General features: G+C 43.5%; 23 protein-coding genes. 1 reads left to right on the top strand and 22 read right to left on the bottom strand.

The window, feature by feature from the left end; genetic code table 11:
- Positions 1–3 precede the first annotated feature (3 nt).
- The 20 genes from ACFQV5_RS24430 to ACFQV5_RS24335 form a co-directional block, all read right to left on the bottom strand.
- Complete coding sequence (locus ACFQV5_RS24430; protein WP_379250911.1) at positions 4–1,209, bottom strand: acetate/propionate family kinase; 1,206 nt, start codon at positions 1,207–1,209, stop codon at positions 4–6.
- On the bottom strand, positions 1,206–2,078 hold the full coding sequence (locus ACFQV5_RS24425) for a 3-hydroxyacyl-CoA dehydrogenase family protein (protein WP_379250909.1): 873 nt from the start codon (positions 2,076–2,078) through the stop codon (positions 1,206–1,208). The genes ACFQV5_RS24430 and ACFQV5_RS24425 overlap by 4 nt, the downstream gene beginning before the upstream one ends.
- A gap of 137 nt (positions 2,079–2,215) precedes the next feature.
- Positions 2,216–3,718 (bottom strand): AAA family ATPase, encoded by a 1,503-nt coding sequence (locus ACFQV5_RS24420; protein WP_379250907.1) that lies wholly within the window; start codon positions 3,716–3,718, stop codon positions 2,216–2,218.
- On the bottom strand, positions 3,711–4,244 hold the full coding sequence (locus ACFQV5_RS24415; protein ID WP_379250905.1) for a hypothetical protein: 534 nt from the start codon (positions 4,242–4,244) through the stop codon (positions 3,711–3,713). Before ACFQV5_RS24415 ends, ACFQV5_RS24420 begins: the two co-directional genes overlap by 8 nt.
- A gap of 232 nt (positions 4,245–4,476) precedes the next feature.
- Positions 4,477–4,995, bottom strand: a complete 519-nt coding sequence (locus tag ACFQV5_RS24410; RefSeq protein WP_379250903.1) for a cell wall elongation regulator TseB-like domain-containing protein — start codon at positions 4,993–4,995, stop codon at positions 4,477–4,479.
- A gap of 28 nt (positions 4,996–5,023) precedes the next feature.
- On the bottom strand, positions 5,024–6,325 hold the full coding sequence (locus ACFQV5_RS24405) for an amidohydrolase (protein ID WP_379250901.1): 1,302 nt from the start codon (positions 6,323–6,325) through the stop codon (positions 5,024–5,026).
- Complete coding sequence (locus tag ACFQV5_RS24400; protein WP_379250899.1) at positions 6,312–6,965, bottom strand: redox-sensing transcriptional repressor Rex; 654 nt, start codon at positions 6,963–6,965, stop codon at positions 6,312–6,314. The genes ACFQV5_RS24405 and ACFQV5_RS24400 overlap by 14 nt, the downstream gene beginning before the upstream one ends.
- Before the next feature lie 46 nt (positions 6,966–7,011).
- Complete coding sequence (gene dinG / locus ACFQV5_RS24395; protein WP_379250897.1) at positions 7,012–9,870, bottom strand: ATP-dependent DNA helicase DinG; 2,859 nt, start codon at positions 9,868–9,870, stop codon at positions 7,012–7,014.
- Between the two features lie 134 nt (positions 9,871–10,004).
- Positions 10,005–10,637: a tetratricopeptide repeat protein gene (locus tag ACFQV5_RS24390; protein ID WP_379250895.1), complete on the bottom strand. Its 633-nt coding sequence runs from the start codon at positions 10,635–10,637 to the stop codon at positions 10,005–10,007.
- A 117-nt stretch (positions 10,638–10,754) separates the two neighbouring features.
- A complete protein-coding gene (gene panD, locus ACFQV5_RS24385; protein WP_379250893.1) occupies positions 10,755–11,138 on the bottom strand; it encodes an aspartate 1-decarboxylase in 384 nt (127 codons plus the stop codon).
- On the bottom strand, positions 11,131–12,021 hold the full coding sequence (panC, locus tag ACFQV5_RS24380; RefSeq protein ID WP_379250891.1) for a pantoate--beta-alanine ligase: 891 nt from the start codon (positions 12,019–12,021) through the stop codon (positions 11,131–11,133). The genes panD and panC overlap by 8 nt, the downstream gene beginning before the upstream one ends.
- Positions 12,018–12,896, bottom strand: coding sequence for a 3-methyl-2-oxobutanoate hydroxymethyltransferase (gene panB / locus ACFQV5_RS24375; protein WP_379250889.1), 879 nt, complete (start codon positions 12,894–12,896; stop codon positions 12,018–12,020). The genes panC and panB overlap by 4 nt, the downstream gene beginning before the upstream one ends.
- 265 nt (positions 12,897–13,161) lie before the next feature.
- The gene (locus tag ACFQV5_RS24370) at positions 13,162–14,160 is read right to left on the bottom strand and encodes a biotin--[acetyl-CoA-carboxylase] ligase (RefSeq protein ID WP_379250887.1); all 999 of its coding nucleotides are present in this window, start codon (positions 14,158–14,160) and stop codon (positions 13,162–13,164) included.
- Positions 14,147–15,442, bottom strand: coding sequence for a CCA tRNA nucleotidyltransferase (locus tag ACFQV5_RS24365; protein ID WP_379250885.1), 1,296 nt, complete (start codon positions 15,440–15,442; stop codon positions 14,147–14,149). Before ACFQV5_RS24365 ends, ACFQV5_RS24370 begins: the two co-directional genes overlap by 14 nt.
- A gap of 44 nt (positions 15,443–15,486) precedes the next feature.
- The gene (gene bshA, locus ACFQV5_RS24360; RefSeq protein ID WP_379250883.1) at positions 15,487–16,653 is read right to left on the bottom strand and encodes an N-acetyl-alpha-D-glucosaminyl L-malate synthase BshA; all 1,167 of its coding nucleotides are present in this window, start codon (positions 16,651–16,653) and stop codon (positions 15,487–15,489) included.
- Between the two features lie 42 nt (positions 16,654–16,695).
- Entirely contained in the window at positions 16,696–17,397 is a 702-nt protein-coding gene (gene bshB1 / locus ACFQV5_RS24355) for a bacillithiol biosynthesis deacetylase BshB1 (RefSeq protein ID WP_379250881.1), read from the bottom strand.
- Positions 17,394–17,813 (bottom strand): methylglyoxal synthase, encoded by a 420-nt coding sequence (gene mgsA / locus ACFQV5_RS24350; RefSeq protein WP_379250879.1) that lies wholly within the window; start codon positions 17,811–17,813, stop codon positions 17,394–17,396. The genes bshB1 and mgsA overlap by 4 nt, the downstream gene beginning before the upstream one ends.
- A 14-nt stretch (positions 17,814–17,827) precedes the next feature.
- Complete coding sequence (gene dapB, locus ACFQV5_RS24345) at positions 17,828–18,631, bottom strand: 4-hydroxy-tetrahydrodipicolinate reductase (protein WP_379250877.1); 804 nt, start codon at positions 18,629–18,631, stop codon at positions 17,828–17,830.
- Positions 18,632–18,650: 19 nt separating this feature from the next.
- Positions 18,651–19,190, bottom strand: a complete 540-nt coding sequence (locus ACFQV5_RS24340) for a tetratricopeptide repeat protein (RefSeq protein WP_379250875.1) — start codon at positions 19,188–19,190, stop codon at positions 18,651–18,653.
- A 52-nt stretch (positions 19,191–19,242) separates the two neighbouring features.
- Positions 19,243–19,572: a nucleotide pyrophosphohydrolase gene (locus tag ACFQV5_RS24335; protein WP_379250873.1), complete on the bottom strand. Its 330-nt coding sequence runs from the start codon at positions 19,570–19,572 to the stop codon at positions 19,243–19,245.
- Positions 19,573–19,759: 187 nt separating this feature from the next.
- Between ACFQV5_RS24335 and ACFQV5_RS24330 the strand changes: the two genes are divergently transcribed.
- Positions 19,760–20,629, top strand: coding sequence for a YitT family protein (locus ACFQV5_RS24330; RefSeq protein ID WP_379250871.1), 870 nt, complete (start codon positions 19,760–19,762; stop codon positions 20,627–20,629).
- A gap of 23 nt (positions 20,630–20,652) precedes the next feature.
- On the opposite strand, the gene ACFQV5_RS24325 is transcribed toward ACFQV5_RS24330, so the two are convergent.
- Together ACFQV5_RS24325 and ACFQV5_RS24320 are read right to left on the bottom strand one after the other, a co-directional pair.
- Positions 20,653–21,507 (bottom strand): sporulation protein YpjB, encoded by an 855-nt coding sequence (locus tag ACFQV5_RS24325; RefSeq protein ID WP_379250869.1) that lies wholly within the window; start codon positions 21,505–21,507, stop codon positions 20,653–20,655.
- Positions 21,508–21,564: 57 nt separating this feature from the next.
- Complete coding sequence (locus ACFQV5_RS24320) at positions 21,565–22,197, bottom strand: DUF1405 domain-containing protein (protein ID WP_379250867.1); 633 nt, start codon at positions 22,195–22,197, stop codon at positions 21,565–21,567.
- Between the last annotated feature and the right edge of the window lie 19 nt (positions 22,198–22,216).

The following is a 22,216-nucleotide window of genomic DNA, read 5'->3' as shown; positions in this document are numbered from 1 at the left end:
ATACTATTTTGAAGCTGTTACAATGCGGTGTGTATCGCGGGCGATGACCAATTCTTCATTGGTAGGAATAACGAGTACTTCCACTTTAGAATTGCTCGTAGAAATACGACGCGGATCTCCTGAACGAACTTTGTTCAGCTCCTCGTCTACTTCAACACCTAGGTAAGTCAACTGTTCAAGCACTCTTTGACGCAGAACAACAGAGTTCTCGCCCACACCGGCAGTGAATACAATAACGTCCACTCCGTTCATGGCTGCTGCATATGATCCAATATATTTACGTACACGGTACTCATACATATCGAAAGCAAGCGTAGCATTCGGTTCGCCTTTCTCCATGCCTTCAGTAATTTCACGCATGTCACTGCTTATTCCCGAGATAGCGAGCAAGCCGCTGTGCTTATTCAGCATGGAATTCACTTCATTAACGGTCAGCTCTTCTTTGTTCATCACGTAAGGTACAATGGCAGGATCCAAGTCACCACTACGTGTACCCATCATTAGACCTTCAAGTGGAGTCATACCCATAGAGGTATCAATGGACTTTCCTCCCTTAACAGCAGTAAGCGAAGCACCGTTACCGATATGACAAGTGATGATCTTCAAATCCTCGATCGGACGATTAAGGAATTCCGCTGCTGCTTTACTTACGTAATCATGGGAAGTACCATGAGCGCCATAACGGCGGACTTTATACTTATTATAAAGAACTCTAGGAATTGCGTACAGATAAGATTTTTCAGGCATCGTTTGATGGAAAGCTGTATCAAATACAACGACCTGAGGTACACCAGGCATATTCGTTTCAGCTGCTTTTATCCCCATCATTGCAGCCGGGTTATGCAGCGGTGCAAGGTCGAACAAACGACGGATTTCCGCTTTTGCCTCACCATTCACAAGAGCAGATTCTTTGAAGGATTCACCGCCATGCACTACACGGTGGCCAACAGCTTGAATTTCATCAACTGAAGAAATTACCCCATGTTCCTCATCAGTGAGCATGCCAAGCACTTTGCGGATCGCAGTCGTGTGCTCCAGAATCTCACTAACTTCGGTTACCTCCTGTTTTCCAGTCGGTTTATGTGTCAGGATAGAAGAATCCATCCCGATTCGTTCAACCAGCCCTTTAGCAAGTACCGATTCATCTGTCATATTGTACAACTGGTATTTAAGCGAGGAGCTACCAGCGTTAATTACGAGAATATTCATACACGGTCACCATCCTTGTCGTACTTAAAGAAACCTTCTTCCGTCTTCACACCAAGGTGGCCTGCACGTACCATCTTTTTCAACACGGTTGATGGACGGAATTTAAGCTCGCCGTATTCACGGAACATACGCTCTAGTGCAGCTAGTACGGAATCCAGACCAAAACGGTCGGCCATCTCCAATGGACCATATTGGAAGTTGTATCCGATTCTCATCGCATCATCGATATCTTCAGCTGTTGCAACACCCTCTTGAATGAGATGAAGAGCTTCATTAATCAAGAGACAGATCATTCTACTAGTCACAAAGCCTGGAGACTCGTATACCATGATTCCTTTCTTATCAGTTACTTCTTCTACAAAGCGTTTCGTTTCTGTGAATGTCTTGTCCGAGGTTTTCAATCCACGAATAATTTCTACTAAATCTACTTTTGCTACCGGGTATATGAAATGCAAGCCAATAACTCGCTCTGGATACATCGTAGAGCTTGCAAGCTCTGTCAAACTTAGCGAGGATGTGTTGCTGGCTAATATAATATTACTTGGGCATACTTGATCAAGCTGTGCAAATACTTCTTTCTTAGCTTCAAGATCCTCAGTAATTGTCTCAATCACCATATCGCAGGCACTTAGTTCAGCAAAATGTGTTACCTTTTGAATGCGTCCGAGAATTAACTTCTTCTCCGCTTTCGTAATTCCCCATTTTTCGAGCTGTTTGTCGAGACTTGTCTCAATCATTTCATAAGAATAGTCCAACTTTTCTGGGTTTTTCTCTACCAGCATAACATCGAGACCTTTGGCTGCCAGCATCTCAGCAATGCCTTGGCCCATAGTCCCTCCGCCTACAACGCCGATTTTTTTGAAGTACATGGTTTCTGCTCAACCCTTTCCTTTATCTCTATACTTTATTGTACCCTTATTTGTCGAAAAATACATTATACAGGCACCAATATATAATCATATCTTAGCATGACAAAAAAGTAAAAAAAAATAACCAACATAACAATTTATGCTGGTAAAAGAGAGTTTTCACTAAATTGACATCTGAATTGATCTCCGGATAAAATTTCCTCTCTCATTAGTATATTTAGAGAGTTGTCAAATATCGCTCTGTTTTGCTCTAACAAGTATTTTGTTCTGTTCATCAAGTCTTCCAGAATCATATTATTCTCTTTCATCAATTCTTCTGTTGTAACCATATTCATATTGATGATACCAAGTGAAGTAAGCCCTGACTTCATCATCGTTTCTACAATGTTAAGTGATTGTTCAAAGTCATTACTGGAACCTGTACTGCGTCCGCCGTAATAAATTTCTTCAGCCGCAGCTCCTCCAAGTGCAATCATAATTTGCTCTTCCAAAAATGTTTTCGTATAGAGATACTGCTCTTGCTGAGGATTGTGACGAACATAACCAAGTGCTTTCCCCCGAGGGCTGAGCGCAACTTGCTTAACGCTTCCTGGACGGACAAGTTCAGCCATGATCGCATGTCCCAATTCATGAATAGCGACTCTTTTCTTCTCTTCTATGTTCGACTCACGGTCAGAACGCTCACCCATCATAACCTTATCAATAGCCGATGATAAATGACGCTGCTGAATAACCTCTTGATTCTCACGCATGGCATAAATCGCAGCTTCATTCATGACACTTTCAAGTTGTGCACCCGAAAAACCATAAGCTTCTTCCGCGATTTTTTCCAGATCAACATTTGAATGCAGTGGCTTATTCCCTGCATGTAGCTTCAAGATGTGAGTACGGCCCTTTTTATCAGGAAGATCAACCTGAATGTGACGGTCAAAACGTCCTGGACGAAGAAGCGCACTGTCGAGCATCTCTTTTCTGTTCGTAGCGGCAATAACTAGAATCCGTGGCGACTCCGTAGTAAAGATCCCGTCCATCTCAGTCAACAACTGATTTAATGTCTGATCATATTCCCTCTGCTGTCCGCCTTCCCGCTTACCGCCAATAACATCTATTTCGTCGATAAAAATAATAGCGCTTTGCTTGTTCTCTTTAGCCGCACGGGCACGTGCATCTTTAAACAAGTCACGAATACGTCCAGCGCCGACACCCACGTACATTTCAACAAATTCACTACCGGATGCAGCTACGAACACCGAGTTCGTATAATGTGCCGCTGCTTTGGCCATCAGTGTCTTACCTGTCCCCGGAGGCCCAGTCAGCAGTATACCTTTTAGTGGCCGAATTCCGAACTTCTTGATCTCTTCGTGCCGGATTAGAAAATCAAGCGCCTCTCGAAGTTCTTGCTTGGCATTGTCCTGTCCTCCAATTTCTTCAAAGGTCAGCTTTGCAGGACCGCTTTTCTTCCGTTTGCGTTCACCGCCTGCCCCTACAGCAATTCCCCCTCTCATCTTCGCAAGAAAGACGAGACCGCCTACGAGCATTGCAACAATAAGAATGGGAAGTACATTTACCCCAATAAAGGCGAGGAACACGAACAAAACAGGGATAAAGCCAATTAAAACTTCTTTGGACCAATTAGGCATGGTTCCACACCTCCAATTTGCCGGGTTGGCGCGGCAAAATTATGAATTTACCTGACTTGCCGTCGGATAAACTAACATATACATTCTCGTCATCAATCTGTGCTGTTGCTTTTAGCTGAGGCGAATTCTCCGCCAGCTGTTCTAAAGATGACTGTATATTTGTGTATTGTTTGGTATCCATTGCTTCGGCTACGGAGAGCATCGCAGCATCCCACCACTTATTAAGCTCTTCTGAAGAATGATCTTCCACTTCTAGCTTCAATGTTTTTTTACCGACGATCGACTTGCCCTCTTTGTTTATATGTTCAACCAGACCACGTAAATCTGTTTCTGGCTTTAAATCAAGTTTCAAAGTGACTGTATCCTGTTTAATATCTATTTGAGAGCCTTTCACGCCATCATATTCAGATACAACATTAGCTAATGGATTCTTAAGAGCCATTTGCCGATACAGATACCATCCACCAAAAAGCATGGATGCAGAAATAACAACGGTCAGAACGATAGGAACAATACGTAGTTTCAATGAAGTTCCTCCTTGTACAAAATATATATCTATGCGAATACCTAGTTGCAAGACTTCCTATAAATCAACACTATATACCCTTTGATACATCTATGAGTATATCATATCTTATATACGAAATTCATATCAACCTGTGAATATATTAAAAATTATTTTTTAAAATTTTATGTAATCGCTTTTATTTATAACAAGCACAAACACTCCACTGTAAGTACAATGGAGTGTTTGTAATTTATTGGTTCGGTAAAACAATGTCCTCACCAATTGGTTTTCCATCCTGAAAACGGTAAAACCGATATTTTGATTCATTATTCAGAGTATATAATAACTGCCAGACATACTCGCCTTCATACATACCAGGAACAAGTCTTTCGATGACGGCTCCAGGTAAATCAGCATGAATCTGATTACGAATCTGAGCTTCCGTCATACCATCACTTAAAGCCTCGGAATGCACCGTTTCAGGGCCTCCTACTGGCTTATTATCCTCCGTAAACTTCACCCATACCATAATTCCCTTGTTGTCAGCATCCTGCCCCGATACAACCCAGTATATACTATCCTTATCCCAGACTGATCTATAGGTTTTATCCGTTTTTATTAATCCCCCGTACTCCTGAGCTGCTGTTATCGCCAGCTTCTCTTGGTTCCAAGGGTCAGACATAACATTTGAATAGTATATTTGGAAAGCCAACAATATGAGCAAAAATCCGGAAACGCCGAGGAGTATCCGCTTTGTCTTTTTCTTCACCTGCGTTCCCTCGCTCCCTTGTTATTTTCTAGAGGGTCAACAACCGTTCGAATGCACTTTGAGCTTCACGGCGAATCTTCTCTTCATCTAAAGTTAAGCAATTTCCATTCTTGACGATCTGTTTACCATCTACCCAAACATGCTCAACATCTTTTGCACTTGCGGAATAAACAGCGTGTGAGATGAAATCTGTATGTGGCAAGAAATGCGCTTGATCTGTATTCAACGCGATAAAATCCGCCTTCATTCCAGGAGCCAGAGTTCCAAGTCCTTCTAAGAAGAGTGACTTCGCACCATACTCAGTACCCATACGCAACGCTTCCGAAGCCGGAATTGCCGTGGGATCACCAGTAACACCTTTATGAATGAGCGCAGCTAATCGCATTTCTTCAAACATATCTAAGTTGTTGTTGCTTGCAGGACCATCAGTACCTAAAGAAACGGTTACTCCAGCCTTAAGCAATTCTGGTACTCTTGCTACACCACTTGCCAGCTTCAAGTTACTTCCCGGATTATGAGATACCGCAACCTGATGAGCCGCCAAAATCTCAATCTCCTCATCCGTTAAATGAACCCCGTGAGCTACAAGTGCCGGTCTGGAGAAAAATCCTAGCTTCTGCAAGTGAGCTACAGGTCTTAATCCATATTCCTGAACATTCTGCTCTACTTCTGTAGTCGTTTCCGACATGTGAGTGTGCAAGGGTAAGTCCAGATCATGAGCAGCCTGGACGAACTTTTCAATGTAATCAGGAGGACATGTGTAAGGTGCATGCGGCGATATCATGGTCGTAATACGACCATTTGCTGCGCCATGCCAATCCTTTGCGAAGGCAATAGCCTCATCGAGCTTGTGCTTCTGGACATCAGGAGCACACAAACCGATTACGCCGCGTGTAAGTACCCCGCGCATACCCGATTGTTCCGTTACAGCAGCGACCTGATCCATATGATCATACATATCAAGGAAGGTCGTTGTTCCTCCCTTAAGCATTTCAATTACGGAAAGCGACGTTCCCCAGTATACATCATTCGCTGTGAACTTTGCTTCCATTGGCCACATCTTCTCCTGAAGCCATACTTGAAGAGCAAGGTCATCTCCATGTCCGCGAAGAAGCGACATAGCTGTATGACCATGCGTATTAATTAACCCTGGCATGAAGAAGAGATGTGTACCGTCAATAACTTCTATATCTTCCTCGACTACAGGCTTTTCTTCACCGATATAGGTAATTAGGTCGTCCTCAACTACCATATAACCACGGAGAACAGACTTTCCTTCCCGTAGCACGGCAAAGGTACCGTTTGTAATCATCCATTTATGCTTCTTCATGTTCGGTATCTTCCTTTCCATTAACCAAGTAATAGGCCAGACTTTGCAGATCAGTTGTGAAGTCAGCCGTATGGATTCGGATATGAGGCGGTGCTTTCAAAATGATTGGAGCGAAATTAAGAATCGCTTCAATACCTGCCGAAATAAGATTATCGGCAACAGCCTGCGCTTCCACATCTGGAACGGTGATGATACCGATTCGTATGTTATATTCTTTAATTGTTGCCGTCAGTTCTTCCATTGGCTGTACAACAATATTATTAATCTTGGTGCCCACTTTTGGACTGTATGCATCAAAAATAGCTACAATTTTCATATTATCTTTCAGAAAAGCATTGTAGTTAGACAAGGCTTGTCCAAGATTACCTGCACCCACAAGCACTACGTTAATTTGTTGATCCAGCTTTAAAATATGACGGATTTTTTCGATTAGGTAACTGACATCGTATCCAATACCCTTTCTACCGAAATCTCCAAAATAGGCCAGATCCTTACGAATTTGTGCTGGGTTTAGATCAAGTTTTTGCCCTAACTCTTGTGAGGACACAGTTGCTACCTCACGAATATGAAGCTCATTCAAATAGCGCAAGTAAACGGGCAGTCTGCGAACAACGGCCTCTGATATTTTATCCGATTTCATGCATGCTCCCCCTAATGATAATGTCAAATTATAATTCGACTTGTTATTATACTGTTCCTTCTCCATGAAGCCATTCCGTAATACGAGGTACCATTTGCTCCGTTGGCATATGTTCCATTTTAGGCCCTGGAAGTGAGTACAAAAAATGTTTTCCATAATAGGATTCAATTACACGGGTATCATATACGATGACAATCCCTTTGTCTTGTGCAGTCCGTACAAGTCGCCCAAATCCTTGTTTAAAACGAATAACAGCCTGTGGCACTGAAAGCTTCATGAATGGATTTTTCTTCTGTTGCTGGAGCAGCTCACTCTTCGCTTCCACTAATGGATGATTAGGCGGTTGAAACGGCAAACGAACGATTGCAAGACACGTCAAAGCTTCACCTGGGATATCTACCCCTTCCCAGAATGAGCTGGTACCCAGAAGAACCGACGCGCTGCTGTCCTGAAATCTGCGAATCAGTTTGGTTCTGCTCGTTCCGTCCATCCCTTGTCCAAGAACCGCAATGTCACTTGATGATAATGCTTCTTTCAATGGTTCATAGACCTGTCGAAGCATCCGATATGAAGTAAATAACACCAGCATTCTTCCCTTAGTTGCCATTGCGGCATCTTTAAGGGACTGAACAAGTGTATTTACGAAAAGCGGATCTCCCACTGTGCCCTTGACACTCGGGAAATCTCTTGGAATTAACAACAGTGCCTGCTCTCTGTAGTTAAAAGGCGAAGGCAGTTGGACCGTGTTAAGACGTCCCAGGTCTGAAGCTTCCTGTAGCCCTAAATTATCGATCATGTACTGGAATGATTTATCAACAGAAAGTGTTGCAGATGTCAGAATCACACTTTGTTTTTTATCGAAAAACAATTCCTTCAGTTGTCCACTTACATCGACAGGCACCGCATACATCTGAAGAGACTTACTTCGAAAATTCCCGTTAGCCTCCATCCAGTAAACAATACCCTCATCGTTTAAAGTCATAAAAAACTTCAAATTCTCTCGATGTGAGGCAAGATCCTTGAAAAGTCCATTGATATCGGTTATTAAGCTATCAGCACTATAGTCATCCAATTCTTCTCGTATCTCTGATGTGAGCGTATCTCCCTTACGAACGACATCACCTAAGATTAGATGAATTTGATTCTCAAGCTCGGTTAAGCTATCCCAGTCCTTAGGCTTCTTCGAAGGAGTAAGCCGAAGCGTAAACTGCCCCGTCTCCCCTGATGCATCTCCGCGTTCAGGAAGAATATTAAACAGATTGTCATTTAGACGATCCCAAGTCTCCTTAACCGTTATAAGATCAGGAAAGATCCGATCTATAACTGACGTCCATTCCCCCGCCTTTTCATGGGCCGAAGTTTGTAATAATTGACGCAAAGCCGGTAGCTGTCCGTTACGACTATCCTTATAAAGCCGTGTAAGGGTATGTACTACCGAAAAATATTTCAAGTTAAGACCTAGATGCTTACCCGCTACGTCTTCCAGATGATGAGCTTCATCAATCACCAGGCGTTCATATGCAGGTAATAGCTGATGATTTGCCTTCACATCCGTGAAGAGTTTTGAATGATTCGTAATGACTACATCCGCAATACCTGCCTCATGCTTTGCACGATGGTAAAAACATTTTTTAAACCATGGACAAGCTCGGCCCAAACAAGAGTCTGATTCGCTGGCTACGGTTTCCCAAAAATCTCCCCCTCGGCCCCCAAGATTTAATTCTTCATCATCACCTGTTTCTGTCTGCGTTAACCAGACAATCATTTGAGCAGATGTGATGATATCTTCTTTAGGTGTGCTGAAGTCTCTCCTATTTATTTTATGTTCAAATTTTCTCAAACACAAATAATGCTGTCTCCCTTTGAAGACGGCGGCTTTGAACGGAAACGGAATTACCTTAGTCATCAACGGAATATCCCGCTCTCGCAGCTGTTCCTGAAGGTTAATCGTATGCGTGCTGACCATGACCTTCTGATCCTGTTTCACACTCTGGTATATTGATGGAAGCAAATAACCTAACGATTTCCCCGTTCCTGTTCCAGCTTCAATCAAGAGATGCTTATCCTCATCAAGGGCCTTCATAACTTCCTCGAACATAATATCTTGAGCGTCCCGGCTTTCATATTGAGGAAGGGCTTCACGAAGATTATCGCGAACTTTCTTCATATATTCTTCAAAGGATACGTCAGCAAGTGGATTGTTTTCTTCATCACTCCGGGGTGGAGCTATTTCAGTCCAATCCTCTATATTCAGGGCAAACTGTCGATAATACGTATACTGATCTGGTTCCTGAAGAGCTTGATTCTCCAAATTAGCCCGTAAGCCATCAAAAAACCAGCCTAGATCGCTGTCCTCATCAGCAAATAGTTCACTAAGTCGCTGAATTGTAATTAATGGAAGCTGATCTAACTCCTCTAGACATTTCAACATTACGTATGCGGTAGCCAGCGCATCGCTGTCCGCTTGGTGTGGGCGGTCATGGACCAGCCCGAAATGGGATGATACCATCCCAAGTTGATACGATGTGAGCGATGGAAAGCATATTTTCAAAAAATGAATCGTATCGAGAATTCGTCCGCTAAATGGTAAATATCCACAGCGATCGAGTGCATTTTGTAAAAAATTAAAATCAAAGGCCACATTATGACCTACAAGTACAACATCATCGAGCAACGGTACCAGTTCCATCATCATTTCCTCAAGTGAGGGTGCATCCGCAACATCACTATCCGAAATACCTGTCAAACCTGTAATAAACGGTGGAATCGGAATCCCGGGATTGACATAAGAGCCGTACACTCGGGATATGCTGCGATCTTCATCGATGATGGCCAGCCCCACTTGAATGATTTCATCGGCTGACTGGTTGCCCGTAGTTTCAAAATCCAATACGGCAAATTTCATGTTCGTATAAATCCCTTTCCTTCCAGTCTAAATACCAGCATAACAGATGTCACGCCGTTTGAACATTATAGACATAAAAAACGATGCCACAAACTCGGGACTTCGAGCGGGCATCGTTTCTCACAGATTGATATTCATAGCAGCGAAATCAATTGGCTCCCGTACTGCAGTTGACCACGATTTTTGTGACAAACCTCCAGATTATTAAGCGGATCAGGAAGAGTTGGGTCACTCTGTATGGCAAGTGTAAAATAGTCCCGGGCATGCTCTGTTCGTCCATTAATTACCTGGATACAACCAAGCGCATTATAGATCATAGCCTGCAAAAACCTTTTGTCATCCACGAGCGGCAGAATCGAAGTCAAATAACCTGAAGCTTCCTCAGTTTCCCCTAAATGAAGATGTGCCATAGCTTTATATAGCCTGATCAATAAGCTGTCAGGATATACAGATGCCGCCGTCGCAAACTGATTAATCGCAGGTCTGAACATAAGCAACTTGTAGTAGCCTTGACCTCGAATGAAGCTGTCGAGCTGCAATTCTGGTGATTCGGTCAACGGAAAGATCGGAGCGGCTACAGCACTTTCACGGAACAGTGCCATCTTCTCTTCAAAGTGAAGCCATTCGTCAATAATACCTTCGCTCATACTCTTCAGCATATTCCAGTTATGAACCAGTGCCTGTTTCTTGGGACCGTGTGCGGAAGGGTAATGCTTCACAATTTCATCTAACATGTTGTTCATTTCGTCGAATACATGTTGAAACATGGATTGCATCCCACCCTTAACGAAAAAATGAGATCAGTGCGTCGACCTGAGTTCATTTTTTGTTAAAGCGGTCTTTTTCATTCCCGAAACAAAAGCTACATTTTGGAGGGATACCGTTTAACGAATCGTAGCATGAATTTCCCGATGCTCGGTAATAATCGGCTTGTTAGCACCGTCCACAATAACAACTGTCGGCTTGTAATTCTCATACTCCTCTTTAGACATCATCGCATAAGAAATAATAATAACATTATCACCAGGCTGAACCAAACGCGCTGCCGCACCGTTCAGGCATATCACACCACTGCCACGCTCACCTGTAATTACATATGTTTCGAGACGTGCTCCATTATTATTGTTAACGATTTGAACCTTTTCATTCTCAAGAAGATCTGCGGCTTCCATCAAATCTTCATCAATCGTAATACTGCCAACATAATTCAGATTAGCTTCAGTTACTGTAGCACGATGAATTTTGGATTTCATCATTGTTCTAAACATGAGAAATTCCCTCTTTCAATTGGAATAGTACATTATCAATTAAACGTGTTCTACCGAAACGAACAGCCAGTGCAAGAATGACTGCACTTCCTGTATCAGATACTTTTGTTTCATTATCAATTGGTTTCAGTTCTGGAAAAGTTAGCACCTCTGCATAATCAATATCCGCAATCGGTGCCTCTGATATGATGTTATTTAATAAAGTCCGAACCTCGCCAGCCGTTGTCACACTTCCGTTCTCCAGTTGCTCCAGGGCTGTCTGTAACGACTTAGAAAGAACTAGTGCCTGCTCTCTTTCCTCTGGCTTCAAGTACACGTTGCGGGAACTCAGAGCGAGTCCATCCGCTTCACGAACGATTGGACATGGGACAATTTCAACATCAATGTTTAAATCCCGAACCATCTGTTCGATCACGGCAACTTGCTGCGCATCTTTCATGCCGAAAAAGGCAAAATCCGGTTTCACGATATTAAAGAGCTTATTAACAACCGTTGTCACACCATCGAAATGCCCTGGACGTGATGCACCACATAAAAGTGAAGTTAACTCCGATACAGCTACTTTCGTTTTCGTCGGTTGCGGGTACATTTCAGATACATCTGGTATAAAGACGATATCGACCCCATTCGATTCAGCGACAGCTAGATCTCTTTCTTCATCCCTCGGGTAGGTTTCAAAGTCTTCACCAGGTCCAAATTGGATTGGATTCACAAAAATACTCAGTACAACCGTACCCGTCATCTCACGAGCGCGCTGCATCAGACTAGCATGGCCTTCATGTAAATATCCCATGGTGGGAACGAGCCCCACGGGGCTCGCTTCCTTACTACGACGGTTTCTAATTTCCGCTCGCAGCTCCTCAATCGTCCGGATTACTTTCATTTTACCGTCACCTTTTCTTTTTCGTTTCCATAAAGGGAAGTCGAAGGTTTATGCGTAGTCTGCGTCGAAAACACATGCTCTTCGGCTGGGAAAGAGCGATCCTTCACTTCTTTTACATATTGGTTAATGCCTTCACGCATGATCGTGCCGACATCAGCATACGTTTTGACAAATCTTTTTTCTCTATACGAAGAAGTATATTTAAGGACATCATGATACACAAGTACCTGTCCATCACAATAACGTCCTGCACCGATTCCGATGGTAGGAATAGTTAATGCTTTACTAATTTCAGCAGTCGTTTCTTCCGTTACTAGTTCAAGCACGATCGCAAAAGCACCAGCGGCTTCTAGCGCTTTGGCATCATTCATTAAGCGTTCGGCGTCAGCAGCATCTTTACCCTGTACCCGATAGCCTCCGATTTGGTTAACTGATTGTGGAGTAAGTCCAATGTGCCCCAGCACCGGAACACCTGACTGCACAATCCGTTTCACAGTATCTGCGATCTCCGCTCCACCTTCCATTTTAACGGCGTGAGCGTGTCCTTCTTGCATCAATCGACGTACATTACGAAGAGATTCGTCAAGACTGCCGTGATACGTCATGAAAGGCATATCTGCCACGATAAACGTGTGTTCAGCTCCACGAGCAACCGCACGGGTGTGATACACCATATCATCAATTGTTACGGGAATGGTTGAATTGTATCCTAAGACAACATTTCCTAAGGAATCCCCAACCAAGATCATATCGATTCCCGCTTCCTCAGCTAGCTGAGCGGATGGATAGTCGTACGCAGTTATCATGCTGATCGGTACGCCATCATTTTTCATTTTTTTCATTTTGACAATGTTTAGTGGTTGTTTGCTTGCCATGTGACAAAGCCCCTTTCAGTTAATTTAAGGCAACAAAAAAAACCTTTTAGCACGAATACGCTAAAAAGTCCGAAAGGCAAAAAAGAGTCACTCGCGATCGTCCCTTCTGTCTCGGTCCTTTCGGCTCAGAGCAGAATCCAACGTAACCGGCAAAGCAGTTATGAAGGTGTCCATTGCAAAAACATAGTTCCTGTCCTCAGAGTGCAGTTCTACATAAGAGAAGATACCGCCTCTGAACACAGTATAACAAAAAGTCGCTATTTTTTCACCTTGTTTCATTTGCCGATTCTATACGTATATCTCCTGAAAATACAGGGACAAGCTCTCCATCCGCATTTCTCACAAGCAATGCTCCTGAGGAGTGTAGACCTGCAGCTGTTCCGGTTAGTATCCCTCTAGGAGAATGTACACTGACTTCGCGGTTCATCGTTACCGAGGCCGATTCCCACAGCGCAGCAATTGACTCAAATCCCTGCTCATTATAGAGTTCGTACAACGTTTCCATTTCATTCAGTATCGAACAGATCAATTCATTCCTGTCAACATTCTGTCCGTTAACAATCCGAAGGGAAGTTGCAATGGACCTTAGTTCTTCCGGATAATCTTCTTCTTTTAGATTCACACTAATTCCGATTCCGGCAATACAGTACCTTACCATATCATCCTCGGTAGCCGATTCAAGCAGAATTCCACAGATTTTCTTCCCATCGATCAGTAGGTCATTGGGCCACTTGATCCCTGCTTCTACACCAGTAGTCTTCAGAATCGCTCGACGTACTGCTACCCCCGTCAAAAGTGTCAATTGTTGTGTCAAATGCAGGGGCTGTTTCGGGCGTAACAGGATACTCATCCATATTCCTTTACCAAAAGGTGAAAAAAACTTTTTGCCCATTCGCCCCCGTCCACCGGTCTGTTCTTCAGCGAGTACAACCGTTCCTTCTGGAGCGCCCGCTTCAGCTAAACGCCGAGCATCCTCTTGGGTGGAAGTCGTCGTATTGAGCAACTCTATTGTCTTGCCAAAAGATCGTCCTTCCGCGTGTGCTGATATCCATGCAGAATCCAGTGGTAAAGGCTTCTCTAGCAAACGATAACCTAGGCGGGATACAGCTTCAAATTCATATCCAGCTTCCCGGAGCTTATTGATCTGTTTCCACACCGCAGTGCGGCTTATGGATAAACGCTTGCTAATCTCTTCCCCGGATAGATACTGCCCTGGTTGCTCTTGAAAGATATCAAGCAGCGTTAATGTCTCACTGTTCTTCATGCTTTATCACCCGCTTTGCTTCTTCGATCAATGCATCTCTATCATTCGGAATAAAACCAGCAGCCGATTTCACTAACAGCTCTTGAAGCACCTTCCCCATCCAGGGGCCTCCACGTCGATTTAATGCTTGCAACAGCTCATTTCCTGTTAGGTTCAGATCTTTGAGACTTCTAACCTGTATGTCTTCAAGCCAGAGTCGCATCTGCTCTATTGAAACTCCGCAAACACATAGCTTTCCAGTCGACTGTATCGCCTCCTGCATGTTAAGCCACGTCTCTGCGATTTCTGCTCCATGCTTAAGCACTGCGTTTATCCATTGCAACCGATGTGATTCTAGGTCATCGCCCCGACTTTCAGTAACCCAAGCTTCCTGTAACGATAACAATCCCAGGATCATCTCTCTGCGTCGATTAGAGAAAGTCCACTCCCTCAACAGCTTGTCTGCTTCCATGCTTGTAATACCACATCCATGAATGAGCAGGGTCCAGCGAACATCCAGTTGTGCAGACTCAATCACAGAAATCGCGTGTATCATGTTGGGATCATTATTTTCATAAGGAAATGGGACTTTCATTCTAGAATGTAGACCGCTCTGTTTTAACAATTCCAATCCTCTTAATGGATCGGGCCCTGCCATCATTTTATCCAGTTCACTGCGTATACGTTCCATGGCAATCCATGATAGCGTATCTCTTACAGCCAAGATCCCTTTCCAAGTATCCTTAGCAATCGAGAATCCAAATATGGATGCAAAACGGATACAACGGATCATTCTGAGCGCATCCTCACGAAAGCGTACTTTGGCATCACCGACACAACGAATGATGTGCGAATCAATATCTCTTCTGCCTTCGAAAGGATCTACCCAGACGCCGTCAATGCCGAGTGCCATCGCATTCATGGTGAAATCCCGTCTTCTTAAATCTTCTTCCACCTGACTAACAAATACAACTTGTGTTGGGTGCCTGTGATCTTCATAGCCACTTTCAACTCGGTATGTTGTCACCTCAAAGGGCTGTCCTTTTTCGATCACGGTAACCGTCCCATGCTTTATCCCCGTCGGAATGACCTTAGGAAATAATGTACTTGTAATTTCAGGTAGAGCGGAGGTTGTAATATCCATATCACTTACCTTGCGTCCCATATACTCGTCTCTGACGCAACCTCCAACCCAATACGCCTCATAACCATGGTCATTAAGCGTACGGATTATTTCAGCACTTCCAGACGCCATCTCGGAGTCTGCACACTGCCATACAATATTATGGTACTGTTCAGTCATCAGTCTCCCGTTCCTTCTATCCGAAAAACGGACGAGAGACGAGCCTATCCACAAACCGGATTCAGCTCGTTAACCTCCCGCCCCAATACTCGGTAATATATTTGTTCATACTTGCTGCGAATCAGTTCATTACAAAAGAATGTTCTCGATCTTTGAAGGCACGCTTCCCTAAGGCTCTCATGCAGTTGATCATCTTTAAAAATATCAATGACGTATTCCGCCATCTGACCACTATCTCCGACCGGAGCTAAAAAGCCTGTTTCACCATGCGTGATAAGCTCTGGAATACCTCCAGCAATAGAACCGACAGTTGGAACTCCGCAAGCCATCGCTTCCAAAGCGACAAGACCAAAACTTTCTTTCTCCGAAGGAAGCAGAAGAACATCAGCCATGGATATAACATGTGCAATTTCATCCTGTTTCCCAAGAAAATGTACTCTGTCGCTGAGTCCCAGTTCATTGATTCGACACTGGATCTTAGGCAGATCTGGTCCTTCACCTACAAGCAGCAGTTTCGATGGAACTTGTTCACTAACCCGTGCAAAGATGTCAACTACATCGCCTACACGCTTAACTGGACGAAAATTAGATATATGCATTAAGACCCTTTCACCAGGGGCTGCGAAGTCACGTCTAAGTGAAGCAGAGTCTCTCGGATAATAAACTCGATGGTCCACAAAATTATATGTCAAATCGATTTCACGATTAATATCCAATACTTCCCGTGTTTCCCGGATTAAGTCCTGGGATACAGCAGTGACGGCGTCACTCTCGTTAATAGCAAGTCGAATTAAATCTTTCAGTGACTCATCCTGTGCTAATACAGTAATGTCCGTACCATGCAGAGTTGTAACCACTTTCAGCTGATCTCCTACCATTTGCTTTGCCAAGAATGCGCATACGGCATGAGGGACAGCATAATGGACATGTAGTATATCCAGCTGCTGCATCTTGGCTACCTGTGCCATCTTACTCGCAAGTGACAGATCGTAAGGTCGATTTTTGAACACATAATAATCATTCACTTCGACTTCATGATAAAAAATATTTTTATGAAAACTTCCTAATCGAAAAGGAATGCTGTGAGCTATAAAATGCACCTGATGCCCTTGTTCTGCGAGCAGCTTTCCGAGTTCGGTAGCTACAACGCCCGAGCCGCCCAAAGAGGGATAGCAAGTTATGCCTATTTTTAACGGCTGATGATTGGTCATATAGAGAATCCTTTCGTAACACCTAAGTCTAAATGTTATACCTTATTTGGAGTTGAATACATCAACCGTGTACGGTTTTTTTGTTGCGAAACCTTCCGCAAATGGGATCAACTTACGCTGCCCAAGCAAAGAATCTCTGGCACGTACACGTTCGATGTAGCCTTCAGTTAATGGAGTAGAGACGGCATTCTGGTGCGTTTTTGCGAATTGGGATTGATAACAGGAAAGTGCCTCTTCCTTCTTACCATAGTAAGCAGAAACATCTACCATCAAATCCACTCTACCCAGATCATTAATAAAATAATAATAAAGCTCGTCCACCTGTACTGGAGGCTGATCCGGCAAATACCGGCGAAGTTTCGCATTGAACACCGCCTCCTCAACAAGCTTGCTGCAAGCAATGTGATCAGGATGGCGATCTTCCCAATACGGTGCAAACACAATCGACGGAGAATATTTCCGTATCTCTGCCGTTATTTTCTCAATATTCTCAGGAGTTACAAATAACCCTCGATCCGGCAACTCCAAGTTGCTACGCATCTTTAGCCCGAGAACTTTCGAGGCATGGTTAGCTTCATCTTTCCTCAGCTCCACGGTCCCATTGGATGACATTTCCGCAGCCGTTAAATCACAAATACCTACAGAAAATCCTGCTGAAGTATGCTTAACAATCGTACCTGCCATGCCGATCTCAGCATCATCCGCATGCGCTCCGAAGATCAAGATATCCAGCTTCTGGGTCATGCATCTGTACCTGGTTTATATTTATCCACAAGCTCTCTCCAACTTAAATCCCCTCGATCGAGTGCTTTGACAAGAATTTCAGCGGTAGCGATGTTGGTGGCAAGCGGAATTCCTTGAACATCACAGAGGCGAAGAAGCGCGCTAATATCTGGCTCGTGCGGCTGAGCCATCAGTGGGTCGCGCAAAAATATAATGAGATCCATTTCATTCGTGGCTATCATCGCACCGATCTGCTGATCTCCACCTAGTGGACCCGACATAAAGCGATGGATATGTAAATTTGTTTGTTCCATAATTCGAGTGCCTGTTGTGCCTGTTGAGTATAAATCATGCCCCTCAAAAACCGGTTCATAAGCAATAACAAAGTTAACCATTTCTTCTTTTTTTCGATCATGCGCTATAAATGCAATTTTCATTATGTCTTCTCCTCCTAGTCGATGAAGTGATCAAACCCGTAGATCATACCCGTGTATTCCATTACTTTCTCAACTGCCATCTTCACACCAGGCATGTACCCGGCCCGCTCATAAGAGTCATGTCGAATCTTCAAGCTTTGACCGTATCCTCCGAAAATAACTTCTTGCTGTGCAAAGACACCCGGTAGACGAACACTGTGAATACGGAAACCATTATAATAACCGCCTCTTGCTCCTTCAATCGTCTCCTCTTCTTTCGGATTTCCCTGACGAAGCTCTTCCCGATTCGCTGCAATCATCTCGGCTGTTTTAATGGAAGTTCCGGATGGAGCATCGAGTTTTTGATCACCATGTGTTTCGATAATCTCAACATGTGGTAAATATTTAGCCGCTTGAGCTGCAAATTTCATCATTAAGATGGCTCCTATAGAAAAGTTCGGAGCGATAAGTCCACCGATTCCACGAGCTAAACACTGCTCGTCCAACTCTTCGATTTGTTCTGGAGTAAAGCCAGTAGTACCGATAACAGGACGAACTCCATGCTTAATAGCTAAAGCTGTATTTGTATACGCAAATTGCGGTGTCGTAAAATCAACCATAACATCTGGTTTTTGTTCTACGAGTGCCATCTCCAAATCAGATGTCACCTTCACACCACAAGCCGGAAGATTGACGAGTATGCCAGCATCGGTACCCGCATCACTTCGATTAACCGCAGCAACAAGCTCCAGATTAGGATCCTCGATAACTAGTTTCACGACTTCTTTGCCCATGCGACCACCTGCACCAACGACCGCAACTCGGATTACTTTTGACATTCTCAACATTCCTCCACTCTCATTCTGTTGATGAATCCAGCACATACGATTTCAAGCGTTTTTTCAATTCCTCCATTATATGTTGAAGTCCACTCTCCTGTGGATATAAGCTGATAACTTCCTTTAAAGTGGCTATCGCTAGAGGATGATCATTCAATTCACTGTATACAAGCGCCAGCCATACATAAGCTTCTCTGTGCAAAGGATCCTTCGTAATTGCTGATTTCAGCAGACCTACGGCCTGATAAAGTTCTGAAGGTTGTGTATCTGTCTTTCCTTCCACCATCTTGCGAGCCTCTTGAACAAGTTGTAGTGCTTCCACGTGCTGGAGATGCAGATGGTACTCTGGTTTATCCACTTGAAGACGCACCGCCTCTTTCGCATGATGGATCGCCTGACCCAATCTGCCGCTACGTCCATAAGTGATTGAACAACGATAATGCACCTCAGCATCACCCGGATTCGCAAGGATTGCCGCTTCAAACCAACGGAGCGCCTCTTCAAAATCATTTTGCAGGATGAAATGGTACGCTTTTTGAATATAATTGTCTGGTTTCACTGGCTGTCCCTCCCCCGTTTTTGGGTTTTGGTACAGCATATGTACATTTAATCTAATCCGTGTTCACTTTCGTCCAGCGATTCGCGTCTCTGGTGTTAAATTTATGCATAACCTTATCATGCGCTTCCGCCAGATCAATACCTAGCGAATTAGCGAAGCATATGGCAATAAATAAAATATCACCGAGTTCCATTTCAATGGAATTTTCAGCTTCTTCCGGTTTTTTCGGTTTTTCTCCAAATTGGTGATTTACCTCTCTGGCAAGTTCACCTACTTCCTCCGACATGCGCGCCATCATGGATAAGGGACTGAAGTAACCTTCTTTAAATTGCGATATGTAACGATCAACTTCACGCTGCATTTCTGCCATTGACTTCTCCATCTTCGGCACCCCTCCATATGCTGTGTAATTTATTCAACGCAATAATCAGCAACGTTTTACAACTATGTTATCGTAAAGCGGATTTGAAAACAAATATTTTTTATTACATTTTAAAAGGTATATACTATGGAAAAGATACGGATCTTATATAGGAATGCAATATTTGAACACAAATGTGAGGTATCCTATGAAAAAGTCTAAACTAATAAGTCAGCTTCAAATGATTATACCGATTATCGTAGGTACAGGGATTTATGCCTTCGGACTGCTATACTTTATTATCCCAAACCAATTGATGGAGGGTGGCGTTACCGGTATAACCGTGCTTTTGAATTATGCATTTAATATACCCACATCATTATCGACACTACTGATTAACATACCGCTATTCTATATCGGGGTTAAAATATTAGGCGGACGCCAATCGATTTACACGGGAATTGGGATCGCCTCATTGACCTTTTTCCTATGGCTAATTGAGAAGTTGATTGATCAGGGCTGGATTATACCATTCCAAACAGAACATGATTATATCCTTGCCTCTCTATATGCTGGTGTAACCCTAGGGGCTGGCCTTGGAATCGTATTTCGTTTCGGGGGAACGACCGGCGGATCAGACATCATTGCACGAATCTTCAACCGTAAATTTGGCTATAGCATGGGTCAGGTTATTTTAGGTTTGGATATTATCATCATCGGAACATCACTACTATACATTCCACTTGAAAAAATACTGTATACCCTTGTAGCTGTATTCATCGCTTCTAAGGTAATTGATTTCATTCAAGAAGGAGCATATTCAGCCAAAGCGTGTACAATTATTAGTGATAAAGCGCCTGAAATTGCCGATCGTATCACCACTGAGCTCGAACGTGGAGTAACGCTTATTCCTGCTATCGGCGCCTACACCAAAGAAACAAAGCACATAGCCTACTGTGTCGTTCCAAGACAGGAAACTAGACGTTTGAATGGAATAGTTAAAGCCGTCGATCCCCGCGCCTTCATCATTATTAATGAAGTAAACGATGTTCATGGTGAAGGATTTAAAGAAGAATAGCCCGGTTACCCAGGCTATTCTTCTCACGTTTTAGGGAATAACGGATAAAACCCGTTCTTCTGCCCTTTATATTTACGATATGCTACAAAGGTCAGTACAGAAAGGATAAAGGCTGCAAAGAATAGACGCCCAAACCATGGTCCTTCAACTTCACCTAGAGCTGCAAGTGCAGGTTCATCTTTTTTCTTACCAAACAATATATTCACAATAGCTTCGCCTTGAGGAATCATCTCCCTCACTTGTGATGGGTTTGAAGTTGAGACTACGCCGCCTGCATAAGATAACCACGATTCAATCATAGATACTTCTTCCGGCTTACGTTGTATAACGAGTGCGGGACGAATTAATTCATAATGGTCCTCGAGGGTGGTATAAGCTTTTTTAATCCCATCCCGATCCTGTTTGGCTGCACTTTGTTCCATCATCTGCAAGTCTTCTCTTATTACTTTATAATATTGAAGCCAGATTCCGTCTTTAGGATGGGTAAGACTATCTACCGCAAGTCGAAGCTTGCCAGCGGACATCATCCACTGCTTCGGTTCAAGCTTGGCACTTGCTGTTGTCTCCTTCATCTCGACAATGCTTTCAGCAAGTACTTGGATTCCCTCAACACTAGTCAATCCCTTGAAAGACGATGCCTCAAACAAGCTTTGTACTCGCCTTAAAGACTCGTTAGTTGCGATCAAATTACCTTCCTCTACAAGCTGATACAATTTCTCCACCTCAAGGTTTAGCGCATTTGCTTGGAGGGTAGCAGCTGGTGAAGGTTTCTCCTCTTTTTGATCTTGGCTCCCCCAAGCAATTTTTAAAGAACAAAATCCGAACAACAAGAATAAAGCGGATACACCCGCTGACCATTGAATTAATTTCCGAAACATAGGACATCCCTCCTACCATAATGTATGGTAGGAGGGATGTCCCTAGAACAACTGATACTACTTTGATTGTGTTGTCGAAAGTCTGATAGTAATCCACGCCAAGAAACCACTGAACAGGGTTAATCCATAGGTAAAGGCCTCAACTACTCCTAAATGATTATAAAGCGGGCCAGGGAGATATGGAAATACGCCAAAGGTATAATCTACAGTATCATTAAGAAGTGTCCACGCAATGGCTGCAAATAAAGCCGTCCATCTAATATGGAATAGCTTCACAAAGAGCAGTGCTTCTATAGCCATAGCTGTGTGAGAGGCGATCAGCATCCAGTCCTGCCATATGAGTTCGCTACCTTGTGCTGCTCCTGCAAAGATCATAGCGACTGCCCAAATACCATATTTGACCGATGTAACTACCGCTAGTGCTTCAATCAACTGCTGAAATAATAAACCAGCCAGGTTTTTAGGTGGGTATAACAACATAATCAGAGCCAAACTGAAGAATAAACTCGCAGTTGGACTATCAGGTACGAATGGAAGTAACCATGTAGAATAATTCGACGCTGTATCCTGGAGTTGACCTCCGTACCAGATATAACCATATACCGTTCCTAGTGCATTACTTATTAATAAAACCCATAAGATAAGCCGTTTGGATAGAAATTCCCGGCTCCACAAATATGTAACAGACAACCTTGCACCCTCCCGTTCG

It is taken from the genome of Paenibacillus sp. GCM10028914 (assembly GCF_042666275.1).
GTDB lineage: Bacteria > Bacillota > Bacilli > Paenibacillales > Paenibacillaceae > Paenibacillus_AQ.
Note: the sequence above shows the minus strand (reverse complement) of the source record. Positions and strands in the feature narration are given on the sequence as shown.